The 22037-nt window shown below is 51.7% G+C and carries 18 protein-coding genes; 12 read left to right on the top strand and 6 right to left on the bottom strand.

All coding sequences use genetic code 11. The annotated features are described in order from the left end of the window. Positions 1–512 precede the first annotated feature (512 nt). The gene (locus AAC086_RS19385; protein ID WP_339781205.1) at positions 513–2171 is read left to right on the top strand and encodes a HAMP domain-containing methyl-accepting chemotaxis protein; all 1659 of its coding nucleotides are present in this window, start codon (positions 513–515) and stop codon (positions 2169–2171) included. Positions 2172–3080: 909 nt separating this feature from the next. On the opposite strand, the gene AAC086_RS19380 is transcribed toward AAC086_RS19385, so the two are convergent. Further along, complete coding sequence (locus AAC086_RS19380; protein ID WP_339781203.1) at positions 3081–3806, bottom strand: GntR family transcriptional regulator; 726 nt, start codon at positions 3804–3806, stop codon at positions 3081–3083. 25 nt (positions 3807–3831) lie between these two features. After that, positions 3832–4863: an asparaginase gene (locus AAC086_RS19375; protein ID WP_339781202.1), complete on the bottom strand. Its 1032-nt coding sequence runs from the start codon at positions 4861–4863 to the stop codon at positions 3832–3834. Positions 4864–5382: 519 nt separating this feature from the next. On the opposite strand from AAC086_RS19375, the gene AAC086_RS19370 reads away from it, so the two are divergent. The 7 genes from AAC086_RS19370 (at position 5383) to AAC086_RS19340 (ending at position 12231) form a co-directional block, all read left to right on the top strand. Next, complete coding sequence (locus AAC086_RS19370; protein WP_339781201.1) at positions 5383–6135, top strand: amino acid ABC transporter ATP-binding protein; 753 nt, start codon at positions 5383–5385, stop codon at positions 6133–6135. Between the two features lie 65 nt (positions 6136–6200). Then, positions 6201–7043 (top strand): transporter substrate-binding domain-containing protein, encoded by an 843-nt coding sequence (locus AAC086_RS19365; protein WP_339781200.1) that lies wholly within the window; start codon positions 6201–6203, stop codon positions 7041–7043. A 78-nt stretch (positions 7044–7121) separates the two neighbouring features. Continuing rightward, positions 7122–7790, top strand: a complete 669-nt coding sequence (locus AAC086_RS19360) for an amino acid ABC transporter permease (RefSeq protein WP_339781199.1) — start codon at positions 7122–7124, stop codon at positions 7788–7790. Positions 7791–7793: 3 nt separating this feature from the next. Further along, positions 7794–8528, top strand: coding sequence for an amino acid ABC transporter permease (locus AAC086_RS19355; RefSeq protein WP_339781198.1), 735 nt, complete (start codon positions 7794–7796; stop codon positions 8526–8528). 175 nt (positions 8529–8703) lie between these two features. After that, positions 8704–10203 carry an argininosuccinate lyase gene (argH, locus tag AAC086_RS19350; protein ID WP_339781196.1) on the top strand — a complete coding sequence of 500 codons (1500 nt, stop codon included), beginning with the start codon at positions 8704–8706 and terminating at the stop codon, positions 10201–10203. Positions 10204–10319: 116 nt separating this feature from the next. Beyond that, the gene (locus tag AAC086_RS19345; protein WP_339781195.1) at positions 10320–11333 is read left to right on the top strand and encodes an SIS domain-containing protein; all 1014 of its coding nucleotides are present in this window, start codon (positions 10320–10322) and stop codon (positions 11331–11333) included. An 85-nt stretch (positions 11334–11418) separates the two neighbouring features. Continuing rightward, positions 11419–12231 carry a PfkB family carbohydrate kinase gene (locus AAC086_RS19340; protein ID WP_339781194.1) on the top strand — a complete coding sequence of 271 codons (813 nt, stop codon included), beginning with the start codon at positions 11419–11421 and terminating at the stop codon, positions 12229–12231. A gap of 481 nt (positions 12232–12712) precedes the next feature. On the opposite strand, the gene AAC086_RS19335 is transcribed toward AAC086_RS19340, so the two are convergent. Beyond that, positions 12713–13495, bottom strand: a complete 783-nt coding sequence (locus AAC086_RS19335) for an alpha/beta hydrolase (protein WP_339781192.1) — start codon at positions 13493–13495, stop codon at positions 12713–12715. A 126-nt stretch (positions 13496–13621) separates the two neighbouring features. Between AAC086_RS19335 and AAC086_RS19330 the strand changes: the two genes are divergently transcribed. Next, positions 13622–14545: a LysR family transcriptional regulator gene (locus AAC086_RS19330; protein ID WP_339781190.1), complete on the top strand. Its 924-nt coding sequence runs from the start codon at positions 13622–13624 to the stop codon at positions 14543–14545. A gap of 131 nt (positions 14546–14676) precedes the next feature. On the opposite strand, the gene AAC086_RS19325 is transcribed toward AAC086_RS19330, so the two are convergent. The 3 genes from AAC086_RS19325 to ubiE all read right to left on the bottom strand — a co-directional run bounded on the left by AAC086_RS19325 (position 14677) and on the right by ubiE (position 17515). Beyond that, positions 14677–15114 (bottom strand): GNAT family N-acetyltransferase, encoded by a 438-nt coding sequence (locus AAC086_RS19325; RefSeq protein ID WP_339781188.1) that lies wholly within the window; start codon positions 15112–15114, stop codon positions 14677–14679. A gap of 61 nt (positions 15115–15175) precedes the next feature. Beyond that, positions 15176–16729 carry a 2-polyprenylphenol 6-hydroxylase gene (gene ubiB / locus AAC086_RS19320; RefSeq protein WP_339781186.1) on the bottom strand — a complete coding sequence of 518 codons (1554 nt, stop codon included), beginning with the start codon at positions 16727–16729 and terminating at the stop codon, positions 15176–15178. A 12-nt stretch (positions 16730–16741) separates the two neighbouring features. Then, the gene (gene ubiE / locus AAC086_RS19315) at positions 16742–17515 is read right to left on the bottom strand and encodes a bifunctional demethylmenaquinone methyltransferase/2-methoxy-6-polyprenyl-1,4-benzoquinol methylase UbiE (RefSeq protein ID WP_339781184.1); all 774 of its coding nucleotides are present in this window, start codon (positions 17513–17515) and stop codon (positions 16742–16744) included. Positions 17516–17656: 141 nt separating this feature from the next. Between ubiE and AAC086_RS19310 the strand changes: the two genes are divergently transcribed. From AAC086_RS19310 to AAC086_RS19300, 3 genes are all read left to right on the top strand, one after another. After that, positions 17657–18301, top strand: a complete 645-nt coding sequence (locus tag AAC086_RS19310; RefSeq protein ID WP_339781182.1) for a phosphoribosylanthranilate isomerase — start codon at positions 17657–17659, stop codon at positions 18299–18301. 199 nt (positions 18302–18500) lie between these two features. Continuing rightward, positions 18501–19484 carry an ion transporter gene (locus AAC086_RS19305; protein ID WP_339781180.1) on the top strand — a complete coding sequence of 328 codons (984 nt, stop codon included), beginning with the start codon at positions 18501–18503 and terminating at the stop codon, positions 19482–19484. A 264-nt stretch (positions 19485–19748) separates the two neighbouring features. Further along, positions 19749–22019, top strand: a complete 2271-nt coding sequence (locus tag AAC086_RS19300) for an anthranilate synthase component I (protein WP_339781178.1) — start codon at positions 19749–19751, stop codon at positions 22017–22019. Positions 22020–22037: the final 18 nt, after the last annotated feature.

The raw sequence follows: 22037 nt of genomic DNA, 5'->3' as shown, positions 1-22037 counted from the left end.
GTCCCCCTGCCTGGCAAGACACCGCCCCGCAACAGCGCGCCTTAATTACCTTGGCGGCATCAAAATAGCCTGTCACGCCCCAACCGCAAAAGACATAAATCGGTTATCGAATTGCCATTAACGATTCGGCATCCCGGTCTATCCATGCGCCTAACCCGCATAATCATCGGTATAGCAGGCCATTTTCAGCGCAAAATTACCCAAATCCGGTCTTTCAAACAATTTTTCCCAAGTTTGTTTTAAACGTTTCAGTTATTGGCAACCATCGGCTAGCTTTTCTTATCGGCACGGTAGAAAGTATGTAAACTTGATCGCACTATCGGCGCGTTCTGGCGAAGAATTTGGCACCGCGCAAGGAAAAACGACCTTAACGCTCCGGGAACAGGGGCGGGCTTTAAAAGGCTACCCGAACGACGGATATACCCCCGGAAAAAATCAAAACACGGGCGATATCGGGATCCGACCGGAAGGAAACAACATCAGGCAAGGCTTAAACCGACGGGGAGACATCTATGGCCGCAAAGGGAAAGTCCGGCGCATCTGTTGGACGTAAAGTAATTGTGGTGCTGGTGGCATTGCTGGTGGTGGGTTTCGCCGCAATGACGAGCATTCAGGCGGTATCGCAAAACGATGCCATGATTGATTTGATGTATCGCGAATCTGTCAAAAAAACCGAAATGCTCTCAACAGCTGTTCAGGCTGGCTTCATTGCAATGGATGCCAATTCCATCGAAAAAGAATTTCGCAAACTGACCGACCGGTCGGACACCGAACTGGCGACCTTGCAAACCAACATGCCCGACGGCACCAATATTGCGCAATTTCAAGCCGAAAGCATGAAGGCCTACGACCTTAAAGCACTGGTTGAGCCCTATATGCCACAGCTGGAAAACAAGGAACTGATCAGCTTTGTCGCCGATGGCGCGGTTATTGTTGCAGCGCCAATTACCAAATATTCCAAACGTAAAGACGAAGATGTTTACCGAGGTGTGCTGTTAACCGCATGGAGCCTGGAAAACGTCAATGCATCCGTGGTCAGGGCCGTGATCCTGCAACTGGCACTGGCGGCGGCGATTCTGGTCGTGCTGCTTGGCGCAACCTGGTATGTGCTGCGCAGCCAAATCCTGATCCCGCTTCGCAAGATAAATGGTGTAATGACCGAACTTGCCACCGGCGACCTTGATGTTGTCATTCCCGGCTTGCAACGGCGCGATGAAATTGGCGAAATGGCCGGGTCGGTTCAGGTTTTCAAGGACAATGCCATCCGCGTGAGCCAGTTGGACCGCGACCGCGAAAGAGAACGTGACCAAGCCGAATTGCAGCGTCGCAATACCATGCAAAACCTGGCAGCCCGGTTTGAAAGCACGGTTATGGGCGTGGTTGATGGTGTTTCGGGCGCATCTAGCGAAATGCAGCAAGTGGCCCAAAGCATGGTTGCCGCTGTTCACCAGAATGAATCGGGGTCGCAAGCCGTGGTCAGTGCGATGGATCAGGCCAATGGCAGTGTTGAAACGGTGGCCAGTGCCGCCGAAGAACTGGCCCGATCCATTCAGGAAATCAGCACCCGGGTCAATGATACTTCCAACATTACCGAACGGGCCGCCACCGAAGCCAACCGGGTGAATGAAATGGTTCAGGGGTTGGATATTTCGGCGCAAAAAATTGGCGAGGTCGTCCAGATTATTCAGGCGATTGCCGAACAGACCAACCTTTTGGCCCTCAACGCCACCATTGAAGCCGCCCGGGCGGGGGATGCCGGCAAGGGTTTTGCCGTGGTCGCCAACGAGGTTAAAAACCTTGCCAATCAAACCGCACGGGCAACCGAAGACATTTCGGCACAAATTTCCGGTATTCAGGGCTCTACACAGGATGCTGTTGGTGCCATTAATGGCATTACCCGTATCATTAACGATCTGAATACTATTTCTGCCGAAGTAGCCGCAGCGGTGCATCAGCAGGGCAGTGCCACCAGCGAAATTTCGCATTCGGTGCAACAGGCTGTCAGCAGCACCCAGGAGGTTGGCCGTCATATTCAGGAAATGCAGGATGCCGCCGGGCAAACCGGCCTTGCAGCCCGGCAAGTTCTTGATGCGTCCGAAAAACTTGGCACCCAGTCTGGCACTTTACGCACCGAAGTCAGCAGTTTTCTTGAGGATGTACGCGAAAGCTGATTGCCATTCTGTTTGAAATTTTGCGGTTAATACCGAAAGAGCCCTATAAACTGCTACCTTTCTGACCATTTCGGTTGGATTTATTCGCTCGTCATACCAAATCGCGTTGATCGAAACCGATCAACGCGCCCCTCAGTCGATGGACGGACTTCTGCAAATCCCTTGCCAATCGCTCACAAGCCGCGCGGCGCGAGTCCTTGAACATCCGTTTTTTACTAACGTCCCGGTTCATAGAGATTCTACATTTGGACACGCTTAGCCTGAACTTTCTCTCCTCGATCGAACGTCTTGAACTGGAGCGTTGTGTACGTCGTCAGCACGAGGATCACGGTATTGCATGTCGGGCAAATTCGATCTTGCTTCTGGACAAGGGCAAGTCCTGCGCCGAGATTGCAGACAAAGAAAAGCAGGCCGCATTCATAGCACTTTATGAACGGTCTGACTGCCGATGAGACGATCTGTTTCGCCGATGCGGTTCTCATCACCGGGAATATCAGACGAAACCAGCCTGTGGCCGGGCGCACAAGGGCGCAAACCTCACCCTTAAGACCACAGCGGCGCGAGGGCGGATTAATATTCACGGGGCCGTTAGCCTGGAGAATTTCGACGCACCTTTTGTTGAGCCGCTCACCGTCGATGGCAACAGCACGGTGCAGTTCCTGTCCAGGATCAAGGCGAAAAACCCAACCAAATCAGCCATTCACCTGATCTGGAACAATGCGCCTTTTTACGCGAAACAATCCGAAAATACCGCCCTGCGTTCCAGGATCAGGTTTCCGATAACTTTCCTATCATCTCATACCAGAATTTTCGGGTTTTGGGACAGGCGGGGTATAAAAAGGAAAGCTTCTTTTAATATCCGCCGTTGATCAATGCCGGTCAACGGGGCCCCAATCAGCGGCCCTCTCTTTACCTTCTGACAAAACTAAATGTAAAGGCTGACCCGCGATGATAATCTTGGGAAAATATGACCCGTTCTCCGTTACTGGTATAGCAGACTTCCTGAATAAGGAGTGCGGGACCAAAATCCTGTAATCCGTGCAATTCAGCTATCTCGATTGGCAACATGGTTGCTTGAACACAGGCGGTAGATGCGACCGGTCGATGTTCGATCTCGCCAAGCATTGTCACAATTGAATCGTCCCACGTTACGCCATTGCCATTGTGGCGATCGAACAGGAATTTTGGAATCCAGTTAATGGAATAGATCAGTGGTTGATCGCCCGAAAACCGCAAACGTTCGACGCGAATGACCGGATCATCCTCTGTGAGATTCAATTCACGTGCAATGTCACTGCGTGCAGGCACCGTACTGAAACCCAGAACGTGAATTTTGGCCTTGTAGCCGTGGCTGCGGACCATGTCTGACGCGCTTTCGAATTTGGTGATTGGACGCGCTATATTAAGTGCAACACCAGCAGCCAGAAAACGCCCCTTACCCTGATGAACGTCAATCACCGCATCCTGTTCAAGCAATTTAAGTGCCTCACGCAAGGTTGGACGCGAAACCTGGAAACGTTCTGCCATTACCTTTTCTGTTGGAAGTTTATCTCCCAAAGAAAGATTTAGTTCCTGAATTAAGTCAAGAATGCCATTTCGTAAACGTTCAACGTTACTTTCTTTAGTCTTTTCCATTCCGTATCGCCTTGTCGTATCTCTTCTATTCAGTAAATAGCTGAGCAATTTGATTGAAGTTTTTACCTTCTGCCAATGCCAATTGCAAAAGAATGCGCGCCTTGACGGGGAGATACCTCCCCCCGGGAATGAACTGATGTCCGTTGTTACGTGTGTTATTCACAACGGGACCTGTCCCCCGCGACGCCATGATGACCGTCCCCCCGGCCTCCGTGATCCATCTCGTCAATCGGGCGGCCTGGCGACTGGTTGCATAACCAGGAGGAAAACCCGCCACAACAATACCGCGCGCACCGGCGGCCACAAAAGCCTCGATGGCGCAAGTGTCGCCACCAGCATGACAATAGAGAATGTCAACGCGGGGCAGGTTGCCTAATTCACGCCACGAAATCGTCGGCTTGCTCTGCCCTGCAAAGCCCCCGTTACGCATGATGACGTTTTTGCCAATTATTCGGGCAAGGGGACCGAAGTTGGGCGATATAAAGGTATCCAGATCGAAATTCGAGCGTTTCGTCACATCGTCCGGCGCATGGATATCACCATTCATGACAACGAGTACGCGATTGTTGCAGGCATACGAACTGGCCGCCAGCATGACGGATTGATAAAAGTTCATGTATCCATCGCTGCTCAGAGCAGAGGCCGGGCGCTGAGCCCCTGTCAAGACAACAGGTACTGGAAAATCCCATACGCGTGAAAGAAAGAAAGCAGTTTCTTCGAGGGTACCTGTGCCGTGGGTTAGCACAAAACCAACAAGATCCGGATGATCATTAAGAGTGCGCTGACACAAGCGGCACAATTCCAGACATTCGGGAGCAGCCATGTCAAAGCTGGGGCGAGCGACAAATGATGGAAAGATAAAGTCATAATGCCCCGCCAGTCCCTCACATCGAGATACCAGTGCTTGCCCGTCCAGACTGCCCGCCTGACCGTAATCACAAATTTCAAACGGATCATTCGCCAGGGCGGTTAGCGTACCGCCAGTGACAATCACGGCAATTTTCGGTCGGGTGCCGACCTTATCCAGGGTCATCGGTGAAGCAGGGGGGATCGTCATTCGGTTTCTCCCTAAAACAAGAATGTGGTGTACCGGGTCAACATACGAAGCAGGGAGTATCGCCCCCGTTCAAGGGTTAATGGTTGAGCGTTCAAAGCGAAAATTTCCTTCCCATTTATCGCTTGGAGTCCTGGTCTGTCTGTTTGGTAAAGGGCATTAGATGAATGCACCCATACGCCCTTTGAGTTTCATCTGCACCTCGCCCGTCCTCCTGCGGAAGATCTTGAGGCATTCTGATTTCCTGTAAATACCAAGCCATTATTGACGTCATTAAGGCTGCGAGATGACTAAGAAATGAAAGGCTATTACGATCTCCCATCCTAGACGCCCCTATAGTTGTCAAACAACAATAAACCTTATCCACAAACGCCAATACCAAAATAACTATTTGTTTTAAAACAGAAAAAATTTTAATTTCAAACACCAACATACTCTGATTGACAAAAATAAACTCAGTATGTTTAATGTTGTCAAACAACAATAACGCCATCTAACTCCACCAAATCAGGGAGCCTGTCAATGCAAAATGCTGAGCCCGGGAATCAGGGTGTCATCTGCAATAATGTGAACAAGTGGTTTGGGGCGATGCACGTCCTGCGCGACCTTCATTTTTCCGTCAAAAAAGGAGAAAGGATCGTCGTATGCGGCCCATCAGGATCGGGCAAATCGACCATGATCCGGTGCATCAACCGCTTGGAAAAACATCAATCCGGCACCATCCTTGTCAATGGCATTGAGGTTGACGATTCCAAACAGAATATTGGAAAAGTACGCCATCAAGTCGGCATGGTATTTCAAAATTTCAATCTCTATCCACATCTGACCATCCTTGAGAATTGCACCATTGCCCAACGTTGGGTACGGAAGCTTTCCCGTATCGAGGCCCAGGAGCGGGCTATGCATTATCTGGAGCGGGTCCGCATCCCGGATCAGGCGAAAAAATATCCAAGCCAGCTTTCAGGCGGTCAACAGCAGCGTGTCGCCATCGCCAGGTCTCTTTGTATGGAACCTGAAATAATGCTGTTTGACGAGCCGACTTCAGCCCTTGATCCGGAATTGGTACGGGAGGTGCTTGAGACAATGACCTCTCTGGCTAAGGACGGAATGACGATGATCTGTGTGACACACGAAATGGGTTTTGCGCGGGAAGTTGCGGATCGTGTCATTTTTATGGACGAGGGCAGTATCGTTGAAAATGCCACGCCCGAGGACTTTTTTACACGTCCGCAAGAAGAACGATCCAGAAAATTCCTGAGCCAAATCCTGCACTGATCTCGCCAGAAAGATCAGGCCCTAACTGTATTCAATCATCATCTTCCAACAGAAAGGTCAGACGTATGAGACATTTTACACGCAACTTCGGCAAAGTGCTGCTTGGAGCAATTTTTATCAGTGGTATTGGCACACTCGCACAGGCAAAGGAGATGCCGTCCTTACCAAACGCCATCAAGGAGAAAGGGGAAATCCGGATTGGTGTAAAATGTGACAGCCCGCCATTTGGGGCGACCGGCACCAGCGGCGAACCCATCGGTATTGAAGTCGAAATGGCCAAAAAAATAGGCGAATTCGCGTTTGGTGCTGCGGACAAGGCTGTCCTTTCCTGCGTGACGAGCGAAAGCCGCATTTCCTCTTTGAATTCAGGAAAGGTTGACCTGATTCTCGCCACTCTGGGACGTTTTCCGGCTCGCGAGGAAGTTATTGATTTCTCCAACATCTATTTTTGGGGAACGTCAAATGTTCTCGTCCCTAAAGACAGCCCGGTGCAGAAACTTTCGGATCTCGAAAACAAAAGCCTTCTGATTGTGAAGGGTGGCTCCCAGATCAAATGGCTAAAGGAAAACATTCCCGGTCTTTCATTGCTGCAATTGAACACCACGGCTGATGGTGTGCAGGCATTGCGTCAGGGACGCGCTGACGGTTTTGTGGGAGATGGCGGGCTGATCTACACGCTGGCGGCCAATTACGACGATCTGCGTGTTGTGGAAGAAGGGCTGGATCTGGGTGTCAATGGCATCGGTTTACGCAAAAACGAACCCGAACTGAAAGCATTCGTGAATGCTGTTCTGGACGAACTTCGTAACGAAGGTTTTTATCAGAAAGTCATTCCCGAATTCGTGAAAGAACCTGCTCTGGCAAAGGTAATGGAAAAAGGGTTCCTGGAACAACCTCCCAAATTGTAATTTTCCCGCCAGGAGAGGGTCGTTCTAGCAACGGCTCTCTTTCTCTCCCCCTTCATCCTGATCTTTTCTGGAACGCTCATGAACATTCTCGATTGGGGATATATAATTGACGCCCTGCCGGATTTGATGCGCGGCCTTGGCATGACGCTAATGGTTAGCGGCCTGGCAATTTGCTTTTCTTTATTGATTGGCATTGCCGGATGTATCCTCAGGGTCTCCCCACTTAAAATTCTCGCCTATCCTGTTATTGCCTACGTGGAATTCATTAGAGGCACCCCCTATCTTGTTCAAGTTTTCTTCGTTTTTTACGGACTGCCAAGCCTTGGGTTGAAATTGTCCATTTTCTGGTCCGGCGTTGTGGCGCTTACGATTTGGGCCAGCGTTTTTCATATTGAAAGCTTCCGGGCAGGCTTGTCGTCTGTTTCAAAAGACATGCGCGACGCATCTGCCTCTCTTGGTCTTGGTCAGATTCATCATGTTTTGATGGTTGTCTTTCCCATTGCGGCTCGGGTGGCTTTGCCGTCGATGCTCAACACCATTGTCGCGACCATCAAAAACTCGGCTTACTTACAGGCAATTGGTCTGGTTGAACTTACCTTTGTTGCGGTTGACAGGATTGCTTACGAATTTCGTTCAACGGAAATGTTCCTGGCCATTTGTGTGATTTATCTCGTCGTTGTCATTGCTGTATCCAACCTGGGCCAACAGTTGGAAAAACGCCTCAATCGGCCATATGCGGAGAGATAATCCATGACGTTATTATATGAATATCGCGTTTTTCTGTTTTCCGGTTTCACGATGACGCTGTTGTTGTCGCTGGCTGTGGTTCTCGGTGGAACTGTATCTGCCATTGTGTTGGTTACCGGCATGATGTCCGACAACAGATTGCTGCGTAAAATGAGTTTCACGCTTGTGGAATTGCTGCGCGATGTCCCGCTCATGGTCAATGTCTTGATGGTTTATTTTATGTTGCCAAGTACTGGCATCAGCCTCAGCCCCTTCTGGTCCTGCAGTCTTTCGATTTCCATTTGGGGAGGTGCCAACGGTGCCCACATCCTGCGTGCTGGCCTGATGTCTGTTAACAAGGGGCAGCGAGAAACGGCATTGGCCTTCAATTTCAACCCCGTCCGAAGCATGTTTCTGATTATCCTTCCGCAAGCCATGCCCGTGATATTGCCGCCCTATATCAGCCTGATCACGGCTTTGGTGCAGGCAACATCGCTAGGGGCCATTATTGGCGCAACAGAATTACTTCGCTCGGGGCAAGTAATCATCGAACAGACCACCATCATGCAGGGGGGCAGCCCGGCCTATCTGATCTACGGCTCCATTCTTGTGGTCTATTTCCTGCTTTGCTGGCTGATTTCCCAGTTGGGAGGACGTCTTGAAAAACATTTCCTGAAACCCTATCGACGCGAAGATCAGAAAGCCGCACTCGAAGCCAGGATTCGAGAGATTAAAACCACTGTTCCAACAAATGCCTGACCACGTTTCAGCTATCAAAAACGCATCACAGCGAACATGTAAGCGGGTTTTCGGCTTATGGCTTCCGGGGTCCGTTGTCCGGGATCGATCTTATTTTGGCGCTGCCTTTCATTAGGGAAGCACAAACCCTTTTTGACGCACTTCCCGTTTTTCACCATTATAAGGATGAAATGAAATGAAGAATTCCGTAAGTGCCCGATTGACGGAACGTACTGCCGAGGAGGTAGCCAACGCGATTTACAAACCCTCAATGCTGGGATTTGACACTGCCGCTCTTGAACGCATGTGCGCCCTGAACGAAGCCCATGTCATTATGCTTGCAGACCGCAAGCTGATTGACAAAGAAATTGCTATTGATCTATTGCGCGGTATTGAACAGATCCGTAACGATGGTTATCAAAGCATCGATCTGGATCCTCAATTTGAGGACAGTTATTTTGCTTTTGAAAATCGTTTGAGCGAAATCATTGGCAAAGGAACGGCGGGCTGGCTGCATATTGGGCGCAGCCGCAATGATATCGGATCGACCATTGATCGGATGACGGTACGCGACACGTGCCTTGATATACTAAGCGAACTGAACAGGGCCCGGCAGGCCTGCCTTGATTCGGCGGCGAAACATACCGAAACTGTGATGCCCGGCTATACACATCTGCAGCCGGCACAGCCAATTACGTTTGGTTATTATCTGTCCAACGTCCTTAGAGGGCTGGAACGAGAGCATGATCGTATCGCCGCTGTTTATGATCGGGCTGATGCCTGTGCTCTGGGCTCGGCCGCGTTTGCGGGCACTTCTTTCAACATTGACCGGCAAATGACCGCAGATCTGCTTGGCTTTGATACCATTGCCACGCCGGGACTAGATGCCGTTGCGTCACGTGATTTTGTCACCGAACTGTTGTGGGGGGTGACGAGTCTGCAGGTGTTGTTGTCTCGTGTGGCGTCTGACTTCTACGTTTTTACCACCTGGGAATTCGGAAGCCTTGGCTTTCCGGACCGGGTTGCGGGCACTTCATCAATCATGCCCCAAAAGAAAAATATGCTGCCTCTGGAATATTTTCGTGCCGAAGCCGGGCGCAGCATTGGTGCATTGACCGGGGCGCTTTCTGCGATCAAAGGGTCGAACTACTCCATCGGTCTCGACAGTGCGCGCGAGGGGATAGCAGATGCCTGGTCCACGTTTGCCCGCTTGCACATCACACTCCCCCTGCTTTCTCTGATCTTCGAGACCGCCACGCCATCAGCCGAAAAACTCCGGCACCGCTGTAACGAGAACTTCTCGACAGCGACAGATCTGGCCGACGGATTGGTGCGTGAACACGGAATTTCCTTTCGTGATGCGCATCATATCGTGGGGCACGCGGTTCAAATGGTTGTGTCCGAGGGCGGCAATGCTGAAGACCTAAGCGTCGCGATACTTAACAAGGCCGCCGAGATCGAGATCGGCCGAACATTTGCGCTCGATGAAAGCACCCTTAAAAGCTGGACGGATCCGATAAGTGCTGTTGCTTCCCGCAATGTACCCGGTGGACCAGCCCCGGCAATTGTCAAAGATATGTTATCGGAAATGCAGGCGCGGCTGGATGCAGACCAGGAAACCGTTATCTCCCGGCGAAATCGTCTGTCCCAAGCAACTGCCAGACTTTCTGATCGGGCAAAGGCATTGAAACTCTAGACTTTTTCGTTTTCCCACGTCCGAAACCGGACATTTCGTCTCGCGTGCTTTTTGTACGCGCTCGCTGGACTTTTGCCTAATGCCCGAGAATGGGCACTGTAAAGTAAGGATAAGACATGTTTAATTTTGATGAAGCGCGCTTTCTGAAAATCCAGAAGGGTGCCGTGGCACTGGCTCCGGCGATTGACGCGGCAATCGTGGATGCCATGACAAAAGGGGCAAAAAATCTCTTTTTCCTTGGCACGGGGGGCGTGGCTTATCTCATGGAACCCGCTGTTCAGTTGCTCAATCGTCATTCCTCTTTTCCCGTTTACAAAGACTATCCCGCTGAACTTGTTCTGACTGGCAGCAGTAACCTTACCAAAAATTCCATTGTGGTAATGCCATCCCTCTCGGGAACCACCAGGGAAAGTGTGGCCATGCTCGAGAAACTTAAAGAAATCCCGGCAACGGTCATCACCATGATAGGTCACAAGGACACACCTTTGGGTGACGGAGGCAATACGGCTCTTGTCAATTTTGCCGAGGACGACACTTCTAGTGAATCTTTCTACATCCAGGCGCTTCTTGTGGCGCTTTCTGTGATGAAATCCCGCGGTGAAATCGACAATTATGATCAGTTGGTTGCCGAACTTCAGACCATTCCGCAAATGTTACTGAAAGCAAAAGAAGCCTTTGAACCAAAGGCAGAAGATTACGCAAAGATAATCGCTGATGCCGACTATCACATGTTCACCGGTGCAGGCAACATGTGGCCTGCTGCTCTTTATTACAGCACTTGTATTCTTGAAGAAATGCAGTGGATCCGAACTCGCCCGGTTCACGCTTCGGATTTCTTTCACGGCCCGCTCGAACTGATCGAGAAAGGTGTCAGCCTTATCCTGTTCCGTGGTGAGGATGAATATGATGCCCTGGCCGAACGTGTGGCCAATTTCGCACCACAATATACCGACTGTTTTACAACACTTGCAATTGCCGATTTTGTTCCTCGATCCGTTTCACCACAAATGCGGGCTCTTCTTTCGCCAGCCTTTATGGCCACCTTACTGGAACGTCTGAGCGCCCATCTGGAGGTAATGCGGGATCATCCATTAGTTACACGCCGATACTACAAGCGTGTAACATACTAGCCTGAAAAAATGACCGGATGACGGGTTTGGGTGCTATGCACCCGAACCTTGATTCTTACTTGCGGTAAATTTAAAGGGTTTGCGAATGCCTGCACTCGATTTTGCAGCAGTTGGTGATAATTGCATCGACAAATTTTTAGATCAGGGTTGGGCCCGCGTTGGCGGCAACGCGCTCAATGTGGCTGTCCATATTGCCAAGTCCGAGAACAATTCTTTCTATTTCGGAGCCGTCGGAAATGACACTGACGGTATCTGGACTAAGGATGTTTTGATGGAAAATGATGTCGATGTGAAACATCTGCAATTCCTGCCCGAAATCACCGCCTATACCAATATCAATCATGGCCCGGAAGGGGACAGGATCTTTGCGTTTGAGGAGTTCGGCGCGTGCGCAGCTTACCGACCTTCTGCGGAAGATATTGATCATTTACGCACGATGTCTCACGTTCATGTCGGGTGGTTCAAGGGGACGGACATGTTATGTACTGCTTTGGCCGATACCGGCGTAACCCTGTCTCGTGACATAGCGGTGAATGACGAAGGTGGACCGATGGACGTGGTTTTTGGCTCGGTAGGAGAATCTTTTGATCTTGCCCGAAAGGAACTGGCCCGTCTTCTGCAACAGGGGCACCAGCTTGCTGTGGTGACGTGTGGTGCTTTGGGAAGCATTGCATCGAACGGAAAAGAAGAATGGCAAACTGTCAGCAACCCGGTTGATGTGATCGACACCACCGGTGCAGGTGATACTTATATTGCCAACTTTCTGGTCAATTGGCGCAACGGTGCCGATATAGAAGAAGCGTTGAAGATAGCTAGTAAAATCGCAGCACAAACATGCACTCACCTTGGCGGCTTTCCGCAACAAGGGCACGGCCTTTTTAACAATGGCACTGTGTAATTCTTATCTTTTGCAACCATTTACACTGGTTGATCAAAAAGTGTTTGCAGGGAACAAAAATGGCTATATCTCATTATAATATATACAATGACCCGGTAGTTCATCGCCCCCAAAAAGAAAAACTTCTTTAAGAGCCGTAACCGTCCATTCACGGCTGCCACGGCCAAGGTATCGGCAACTTTTTGCCTGACAAGAACTTGCCGGAGCCTGTTCTTGACGCGTCCGAAAAACTTGGCACCCAGTCTGGCACTTTGCGCACCGAAGTCAGCAGTTTTCTGGATGATGTGCGCGAAAGCTGATTGAACGCCAAAAATTTGGCGCCCCTGGCACAAAAAGGCACCCGGCAACAGATGGGGTGCCTTTTTGTCTAAAGGAAAACGATGAGGCACCAGGTTCGGGCTTGTTAATATGGGCAGCCCCCTTGCAGGTTTTCACGCCTTCTGGCAAAAATTACCATGCGGAAAAATGCACATGCATCATTCTATTGGGTGAACTGCGCGCAAAACCTGCGAACAGACAAGGCCAATTCGCGAGGGGATTCCAGCATCGAGAGATGCCCGGTTCCCGGTAAAACAGACATAACAGTGTGAGGCAAACGAGACTGCAATTCCGCTCTCAGCACATCTGGTGTATCTACCCGGTCCAACTCGCCGCTGATGATAAGAGTTGGGACATTTATTTTACCGATCTGATCGGTAATGTCTTCCTGACTTGCGCCCCTTGGCCAAGCCAATTTCGCAGTTGGGGCACCTTTCATACTATCTTCTATTACTTGTTCACGGTCGCTCGGTGAAAGCGGTTTTGCGGTCAGCATATTGTCGATCGTAGCCTCAATTGCCGCCCGACTGTCGTAAGCACCAACCATACTCTCTCGCGCTTTCGCCGACAGAGCCATGGGAGTAGGCGGCGATGGAGCAACAAGCACGAGACCAACCAAACCGGCAGGGCGACGCGATGCCATCAACTGAGCGACCTTGCCGCCCATGGAATGACCGATCAAGACATAACGGCGCAAATTTAGCGCCTTGATCACTCCATCAATATCAGCCGACAGGTCTGCCAGGGTATAACCACTTTCCGTCGCTTCAGATTGCCCCCAACCACGATGGTCAATGGCAATGGTATGATGATCCGTTGCCAGTTCAGATGTTACATATTTCCATGTTCGCGACGATCCACCCCAATAGTGCAGAAAAATCAGTGGAATTCCCACTTTCCCCTGTTCTTCAACATGTAAAGTTATTCCGTTCGATGAAATCTTCATTGCATACCTCTTCGGTGATTCGATCTCCTGTGATCGATGCGTGGCAATTTAGATCTAAACTTCGTACGATATAATCAGATGATATTTATCATCACTTGATATTCTGATTATCAAATGGAATGGAAAATGGATCGATTAACCAGCATGGCCGTGTTTGTCGCAGCAGTAGAGGAAGGCAGTCTTGTTGGTGCTGCGCGTCGTTTCCGATTATCACAATCCATGGCAGGCAAACATGTTTCGTCACTTGAAGAACAATTACAGGTGCGAATACTGCAACGAAGCACCCGAATGCTAAAACTGACCGAGGTAGGAAAGGCATATTACATACGGTGCAAACAAATCCTCGAAGCTGTAGAGGATGCAAATATCGAAGCACAGGAAGCCCAAACGAATGTTCGGGGAACATTACGGGTTACCGCACCAACGACATTCGGTGCCATGCATCTTGGCCCGGTAATAGGAAGTTTCCTCGAAACGTATCCCGATGTCTCTATCGAGACTTTGCTGAGTGATCACTATGTGGACTTGATAGAAGAAGGCGTGGATATCGCAATCCGCATCGGTCAGCTTCAAGATTCCGACCTTATCGCCAGGTCCCTCGCTCCATGCCGAATGGTGTACTGTGCCGCGCCGTCATTTCTGAAACAATATGGTGTGCCAAAAACAATAGAAGATCTGAGCTTGGCGCCAAGGCTGATTTTCACAGACGCTATTTCTCCCGGAGATTGGAATTTGACCGATCCAGATGGAAAAACACACGTCATCAACGGACCTGTCCGCCTTGCCGCAAACAACATGCAGATCTTGCTTTCAGCAGCATTAACGGGTGCTGGCGTTGCATATGGACCGAGCTTTGTTTTCGGACCATCTATCGCAACCGGCGCTCTTCACTCTTTATTAGAAGACCATAAAACGCCGGATTTAAAGGTTCATGCTGTATATCCAACAAAGCGGTACAACTCGCTCAAACTCCGACGATTTCTTGACCACCTTAATATGGAATTTGGCAACATTCCGCCATGGGATGTTTTCATGGCGATGGAAGAATAAGGGGCATTGATATGCATTCTTGAGACAGCATCTAACGCGAGTTTGATAACGCACAAAATAGCTGCCTCAATTCCCAAGCTAACCCTCAAGCATGGTACATATCGCGACCAGCGGCTAAAATGAAAACAGCCCTATCTCAAAGGCGGATGCGTTACCGCTTCTTCGTTGATGCGCATCATCATCGTGTCGTCAATTTCGCGATAACCCAGCTTGCGATAAACCGCATGCATGTCACGGGTGCCCAGCATCCAGCGTTTGACGCGCACCATATCAGCATGTCCATGCAAAGCATTCACAAGCTTGGCCGCAATGCCGCGCCGCCGATAGGCATCATCGACAAAAACATCAGCGATGTAGGCAATTGAAATATGATCGGTCACAACACGGGCAAAACCAACCTGCCGACCATCGCAAAACGCACTGGCACACAAAGATTTTTCAACCGACTTTTCAAATTCCGCCCGGGACCGGTTCATGGACCAATAGGCATTGGCGATAAAACCATAGCAATAATCAAGATCGACCTGGCTTTTATCGCAACTGATTTCAACCTGACTTTGATTTTCCATGACCGCTTTCATCCTATGCCAAAGCACAACATTCAAACCGATAACCACCAGCCGTAACGCGTTATTTTAAAATAACAGCAACCGCAAGCGCGATAATCGCAACCCACAACAAAACACCGTTTTTCAGAATACTGCCGCCGCCCTTACCCCCACGGCCCCGCATGGCCGCCACGGTATCAGGATGCAATTTAAGCCCCTGTTCGGTGAGCACGCCCGATGCCCGCTCCGCCGCCTCGATCACACGAGGCAGGCGACGCAACATCGCCCCGGCCTGGCGGGTGGCTTCGGCAATTTTGGCTTCGGGGCCAAGGTTATCGCGCATCCATTCTTCAATCAGCGGGCGCGACAGGTTCCACATGTTTTCGTTCGGGCTTAGAATACGCGACAGGCCTTCGGCCACGATCATGGTTTTTTGCAGCATCAACAGCTGGGGCTGGGTTTCCATGCCAAAGGTTTCAGTCACCTGAAACAACTGCCCCAACAGCCGTCCAACCGAAATATCGGCCAGTTCCTTGCCCAAAATCGGCTCGCCGATGGAGCGACACACCTGCTGGAAATTTTCCAGCGACTGGTTGCGCGGCACATAACCGGCTTCAAAATGAATTTCGGCCACCCGGCGATAATCGCGGGTCAAAAAGCCCAGCAGCATTTCAGCCAGATACAGCCGCGTCTGGCGGTCCACCCGGCCCATAATGCCAAAATCAACCACGCTGACGCGGCCGGTTTCATCAACAAACAAATTGCCCGGATGCATATCGGCATGAAAAAAACCATCGCGGAACACCTGCTGGAAAAAGGCCGCAGCGGCCTTTGCCAACAATTCGGTCCGATTAATGCCCATCTGGTCAAGCGCATCAACATTGTCGATACGCACACCCTTGACCCGCTCCATGGTCAAAACATGCTGGGCGGTGCGTTCCCAGTCAATTTCCGGGATATAATAGGTGGGATCGTCCTTGAAATTCTCGCGAAATTCCGAAGCTGCCGATGCCTCGAACCGGAAATCCATTTCCAGTTTAACGCTGTCTTCCAGGGTTTTGATGGTTTCAATCGGCTTTAGACGCCGCAGGCGCGGTTGCGTCCATTCAACAATTTCTGCCACCCAGTAAAACAGGTCAAGATCGCGGGCAAAGCGCACGGCAATATCGGGCCGCAACACCTTGATCGCCACTTCGCGACCGTCGAGGGTTTTGGCGAAATGCACCTGCGCGATAGATGCCGCAGCCACCGGAATTTCATCAAATTCAACAAACAGCGCGTCAAACGGGGCACCCAGCTGGGTGGAAATCAACCGTTTGGCAATGCTGGCAGGAAAGGGCGGTAACCTGTCTTGCAAAGATGAAAGATCAGCAGCAACATCATCGCCAATCAGATCGGCACGGGTGGCAAGGGTTTGCCCCAATTTAATAAAAGCCGGGCCCAGTTCTTCAAGGGCGCGGGCCAGCCTGCGCCCTTGGGGCAGAGTTGATCCACCGGAAAAGGGCGCTGTCAAACGGGCCAGCATCGCCAGAACCTTGCCGCCTGGCACCAGGTCAAGCGGAAACAGGGCATCGTGGCGAGCCAGAGTTCGCGCCATGGTGATCAGGCGAAAACTGTTACGAACAAAGCGGATCATGTGAAATGGCCCTCAGATTCGCCAGCCAGAATGAATCGCGGCAATTCCGCCAGACAGATTGCGATAACGCACCCGGCCAAACCCGGCATCGCGGATCATTTGGGCGAATGTTTCCTGATCCGGGAACTGGCGGATACTTTCTGCCAGATACTGATACGCCTCGCGGTTACCGGCAACCATACGGCCAATTTCGGGCAACAATTTGAAGGAATACAGATCGTAAATCTTGTCAAACCCCGGCACGACCACCTTGGAAAATTCCAGGCACAAAAACCGCCCGCCGGGTTTCAAAACGCGGTAAGCTTCGCGCAAAGCCTCGTCCACACGGGTGACATTGCGAATGCCAAAGGCAATGGTGTAGGCATCCATCGACTGATCGGGCAGCGGCAATTTTTGCGCATCGCCCACCATCCAGTCGATATTTTTCAAAAGCCCGTGATTGGCCGCCCGGTCCCGTCCGACATGCAACATTTCATAATTGATGTCGCACACCGTGACCGCCCCGCCGCCGCGCTTTAAAAAGCGAAAGGCGATATCCCCCGTGCCCCCGGCAACGTCGATCAGACGCATGTCGGGACGCGGTTTAAGTTCGTTGATGAAACTATCCTTCCACAGGCGGTGAATACCGCCGCTCATCAGATCGTTCATCACATCATATTTGGACGCGACCGTGTCAAACACCTCGCGCACCATCGATGCTTTCTGGTTTTCCGGCACATCGCGGAAACCAAAGTGGGTTGTTTTATCGCCGGTTTCGCCCGCGGCTGGGCCTTGATGCTTGCTCATGGCCGGAAAATAGCGCAGCAACCGTCTGCCCGCCAGTGTAAAGCGGCAGTTTTTAGAAATATCCTGTTGAATGCGACAGGTTTCTGATAATTAAAAATAGCAACACGCCTTTACGTCAAATCATTACAAACAGGATCTGCCATGAGCTGTATGGTTAAAATTTGCGGTATCAACAGCGAAGATGCTGTTCTTGCCGCCATGAGCGCGGGTGCAGATGCGCTTGGCTATGTATTTTTCCCACCCAGCCCGCGTCACATTTCCCTAAACGGGGCCGCAACCCTGACCGAACGTGTGCCCGACAGCATTTTAAAAGTCGGCCTGTTTGTCGATGCCGGAAACGAGGCCATTGCCAACGCGGTGAAAGCCGGAAATCTTGATATTATTCAGTTGCATGGCAGCGAAACGCCGGACCGGGTGAAAGAAGTGCAGGATGTTTTTGGCCTGCGTGCGATGAAGGCCATTTCTGTCAGCACGGCAGAAGATCTGGACCAGGCCGCTGCCATCTATGACGGCATTGCCGACTTTTTGCTGTTCGATGCCAAGCCCCCCAAAGACAGCGCCCTTCCTGGCGGCAATGCCGTCAGCTTTGACTGGACCTTGCTGGCCGGGCGCGACTGGAAAAGCAACTGGATGCTGGCAGGCGGCCTTGACCCCGAAAACATCGCCGAAGCCGTTGAAATTTCCAACGCGCCGTGGGTAGATGTTTCATCCGGGGTGGAGCGCACCCGGGGTGTCAAAGATGCGCGCAAGATCAATGCTTTTATTCGCGCGGCCAAGGGATATTAACCCGTTGGATATTAACCCGTTGCACGAACAATATACCGTGCGCTGGCCCGATGAGGGCGTTGCACGGTTTTTTTATTGAGATACAACAAGGGTCATTGCCATCATCAATAAATTACTGTTTTCTGAAATAGCGATGCGCACTATGACCACCTGATCGCATTTTGGTGCGACATAAAAGTCATAGACGGAGCCTTTCTTCATGAGTCAAACCCTGCGCCAACGCTGTTCGGATATTTTGCGCGCCAAGGAGCGCCGCGAACCGGTAACGATGGCCGTGCATGGGGCATTGTCGCTGCTGATTGTGATCAATGTTGCATCGGTGGTGATGGACACCGTCGAACCCTTTGCCCGCAACCATATCGACTGGTTCTGGGGCATTGAAATTGTTTGTAGTTCGGCCTTTACCCTGGAATATCTGCTGCGCATCTGGAGCGCGCCGGATGACGAACGTTTTGCCGGTCGGTTCGGCCGGTTGCGCTATATTGCAAGCCCGATGGCCCTGGTGGATCTGGTATCTATTTTACCGGTTTTTCTGCTGTTGCTCACCAGCATCGATTTGCGCTTCATCCGTATCATGCGGTTGCTGCGTTTGTTGAAATTTACCCGCTATTCCCACGGGATGGACCTGCTGACAACTGTTCTGCGCCAACAAATCGGTATGTTGGGGGCAGCCAGCACCGGGCTGGCCTGCTTTCTGATTTTCAGTTCAGGCGCGATTTATCTGCTCGAACACCAGATACAGCCCGAAACATTCGGCAATTTGCCCAAAACCCTGTACTGGTCGATCATTACCCTCTCGACGGTAGGGTATGGCGATGTGGTGCCCGTTACGGTCGGCGGCAAAATTCTGGCTGCCTTCATAGCACTTAGCGGCATTGTCATGGTTGCCGTGCCTGCCGGTATTTTAGCATCGGCCTTTAGCAGTGAATTGCGTCGCCGCGAAGAAACCTATCGTCAGACCGCCGCCCAGCATTTATATGGCGGGGCACATTTGACCGATGCCATGCGCGCCCGCCTGCAAGAACATCAGGAAGAACTGGGCCTGACCGATGAACAGGCCGAACTGATCATCAACGATGTGCGCGAGGTTCATCGCGGCCATATCGTTGACGATACCCTGTATTGCCCGCATTGCCGCAAAGCCCTGCGGATCGAGGTTTCCGACCGCGCGCGAAATCGATAATGGCCCGAAAACCGTTCATCTGATCAAAAGCCTTGACGTGCCCTTTCGGCCCGCGCATATTTTACCCATGAAAACACAAGACATAACCCCGATCCGCATTGCAAATCGTTGGTGGTGGCGCGCTTAAAGCGGGCGGCCAACCCCATGTCTTGACCATATTCCGGCCGCCTGATTTACAGGCGGTTTTTTGTTTTCAGGCATGTCCATTTTCCATCTGAAAAACATTCTCCGTCTGTGGCTGTGCCCCACAACAGGAGACTTCCCGTGACCACCCCGTTCCAGACTTCGCCAAACAATGCGACCAACGACGACATCCCTGCTGGTGAATACCGATATGTCAGCGATGGTGGCGTTGCCATTTTACGCCGCCAGATCGACATTGATTACGAAACCGCCACCGCCGGGCTGATTAACAGCCTGGATGCGGCAAAGGGCGTTTTACTGTCATCGTCCTATGAGTTTCCGGGGCGTTATTCGCGCTGGGATATGGGGTTTGCCCAACCGCCACTGGAAATTACCGGTCGCGACCGGGGTTTTGCCCTTCATGCCTTAAATGACCGGGGCCGGGTGTTGCTGCCCATTATTGCCCTGGTGCTGGAAAAACACCCGCATGTCGAAGGCATAACCAGTGGTGATGACGGCCTTTATGGCACCGTGGCGCAGCCCGCCAAATGGTTTGCCGAAGAAGAACGCAGCCAGCAACCCAGCCTGTTTTCGGTGGTCCGTGCCATGCGCGACCTGTTTGCCCATAATGGCGATGAACGGTTAGGGCTATATGGCAGTTTTGGCTATGACCTGGCCCTGCAATTTGAACAGATTGCCTTAAAACAGGACCGCCCGGCCGATCATAAGGATTTGCACCTGTATTTACCCGACAGCATCATCACGGTTGACCACGCCGCCCGCCACGCCATGCGTTTTGACTATGAATTTAGCGCCACCACCGGCGAAACCACCGAGGGACTGGCGCGCAGCGGTGCCGCCCATCCGCCATCGCATGGCAATAATTACGTTGTGCAAAACGATATGGCAGAAGGCGAATATGCCAACATCGTTGATGACACCAAACCGCGCTTTGCCCGCGGCGAGTTGTTTGAAGTGGTGCCATCACGGGTTTTTCGCACCGAATGCACCACCGCCCCGTCCGAAATTTTTCGCCGTTTAAAACGGCGCAACCCGGCCCCTTATGGCTTTTTGATCAATCTGGGCCACGGGGAACATTTGATTGGTGCCTCGCCCGAAATGTATGTGCGCGTCAGCGGCAAACGGGTGGAAACCTGCCCGATTTCGGGCACCATTGCGCGCGGACGCGATGCGATTGAGGATGCCGAAAACATTCGCACCTTGTTGAACTCGGCCAAGGAAGAATCCGAACTGACCATGTGTACCGATGTGGATCGCAACGACAAGGCACGGGTCTGCAACCCCGGTTCGATCCGTATTATTGGCCGTCGCCAGATCGAAATGTATTCGCGCCTGATCCACACCGTGGACCATGTGGAAGGCCGCCTGCGCGCCGGGTTTGATGCCCTTGATGCATTTTTAACCCATTGCTGGGCCGTTACCGTAACCGGTGCGCCCAAACGGGCCGCCATGACCCATATTGAAAATGTCGAACGCAGCCCGCGCGCCTGGTATGGCGGGGCGATTGGCGCAGTTTTATGCAATGGCGACCTTAATACCGGCCTGACATTGCGCACCGTGCGCCTTAAACAAGGGGTGGCCGAAGTCCGCGCCGGGGCAACATTGCTGTATGATTCGCAATCCGCCGCCGAAGAAGCCGAAACGGTTTTAAAAGCATCGGCGATGATTGATGCCATCACCCGGCCTGATAGCGATAGTATAGTCGATGACCCGACCCGGTCGGGCATTGGCAAGCGGGTATTGCTGATCGACCATGAAGACAGCTTTGTGCAAAACCTTGCCAGCTATATCCGCGCCACCGGGGCCGAAACCCTGACGATGCGGCCCGGCTTCCCCGATGCCGTGTTTGATGATTACAAACCCGATCTGGTGTTTTTATCGCCCGGCCCTGGCCGCCCCGATGATTACAATTTGAAAGGCAATATCGAACGTGCGCTGGCACATGGCCTGCCGGTTTTTGGCGTTTGCCTTGGCCTTCAGGGCATTGTCGAATTTTTTGGTGGCGAACTGGGGCAACTGGCAACCCCCATGCACGGCAAACCGTCAAAGGTGCGGCTTGATGCCAATGACCCGCTATTTTCGGGCCTGCCCGAAAACATTGTGGTGGGGCGGTATCATTCGCTGTTTGCCAACCCTGATACCCTGCCCAAGGACCTGATTGTGACAGCGCAAAGCAGTGACGGGGTGATTATGGGCATTCGCCATGCGTCATTGCCGATCAGTGCGGTGCAGTTTCACCCCGAAAGCCTGTTAACCCTTCAGGGCAATGCCGGAATGCACATGATTGCCAATTTGCTGCGCAACCCGCAGGGCCGCCCCAGCGGCAAAGATAAAGACGATATCGAAAGCAACACCGATACAAACACCCCGGGCAGCAGCAAAGCCGCCTGACCCGACACCATCCCCCAA

The sequence above is a fragment of the uncultured Thalassospira sp. genome (assembly GCF_963976115.1).
Taxonomy (GTDB): Bacteria; Pseudomonadota; Alphaproteobacteria; order Rhodospirillales; family Thalassospiraceae; genus Thalassospira.
This window is presented reverse-complemented; position numbering and strand designations above follow the sequence as displayed.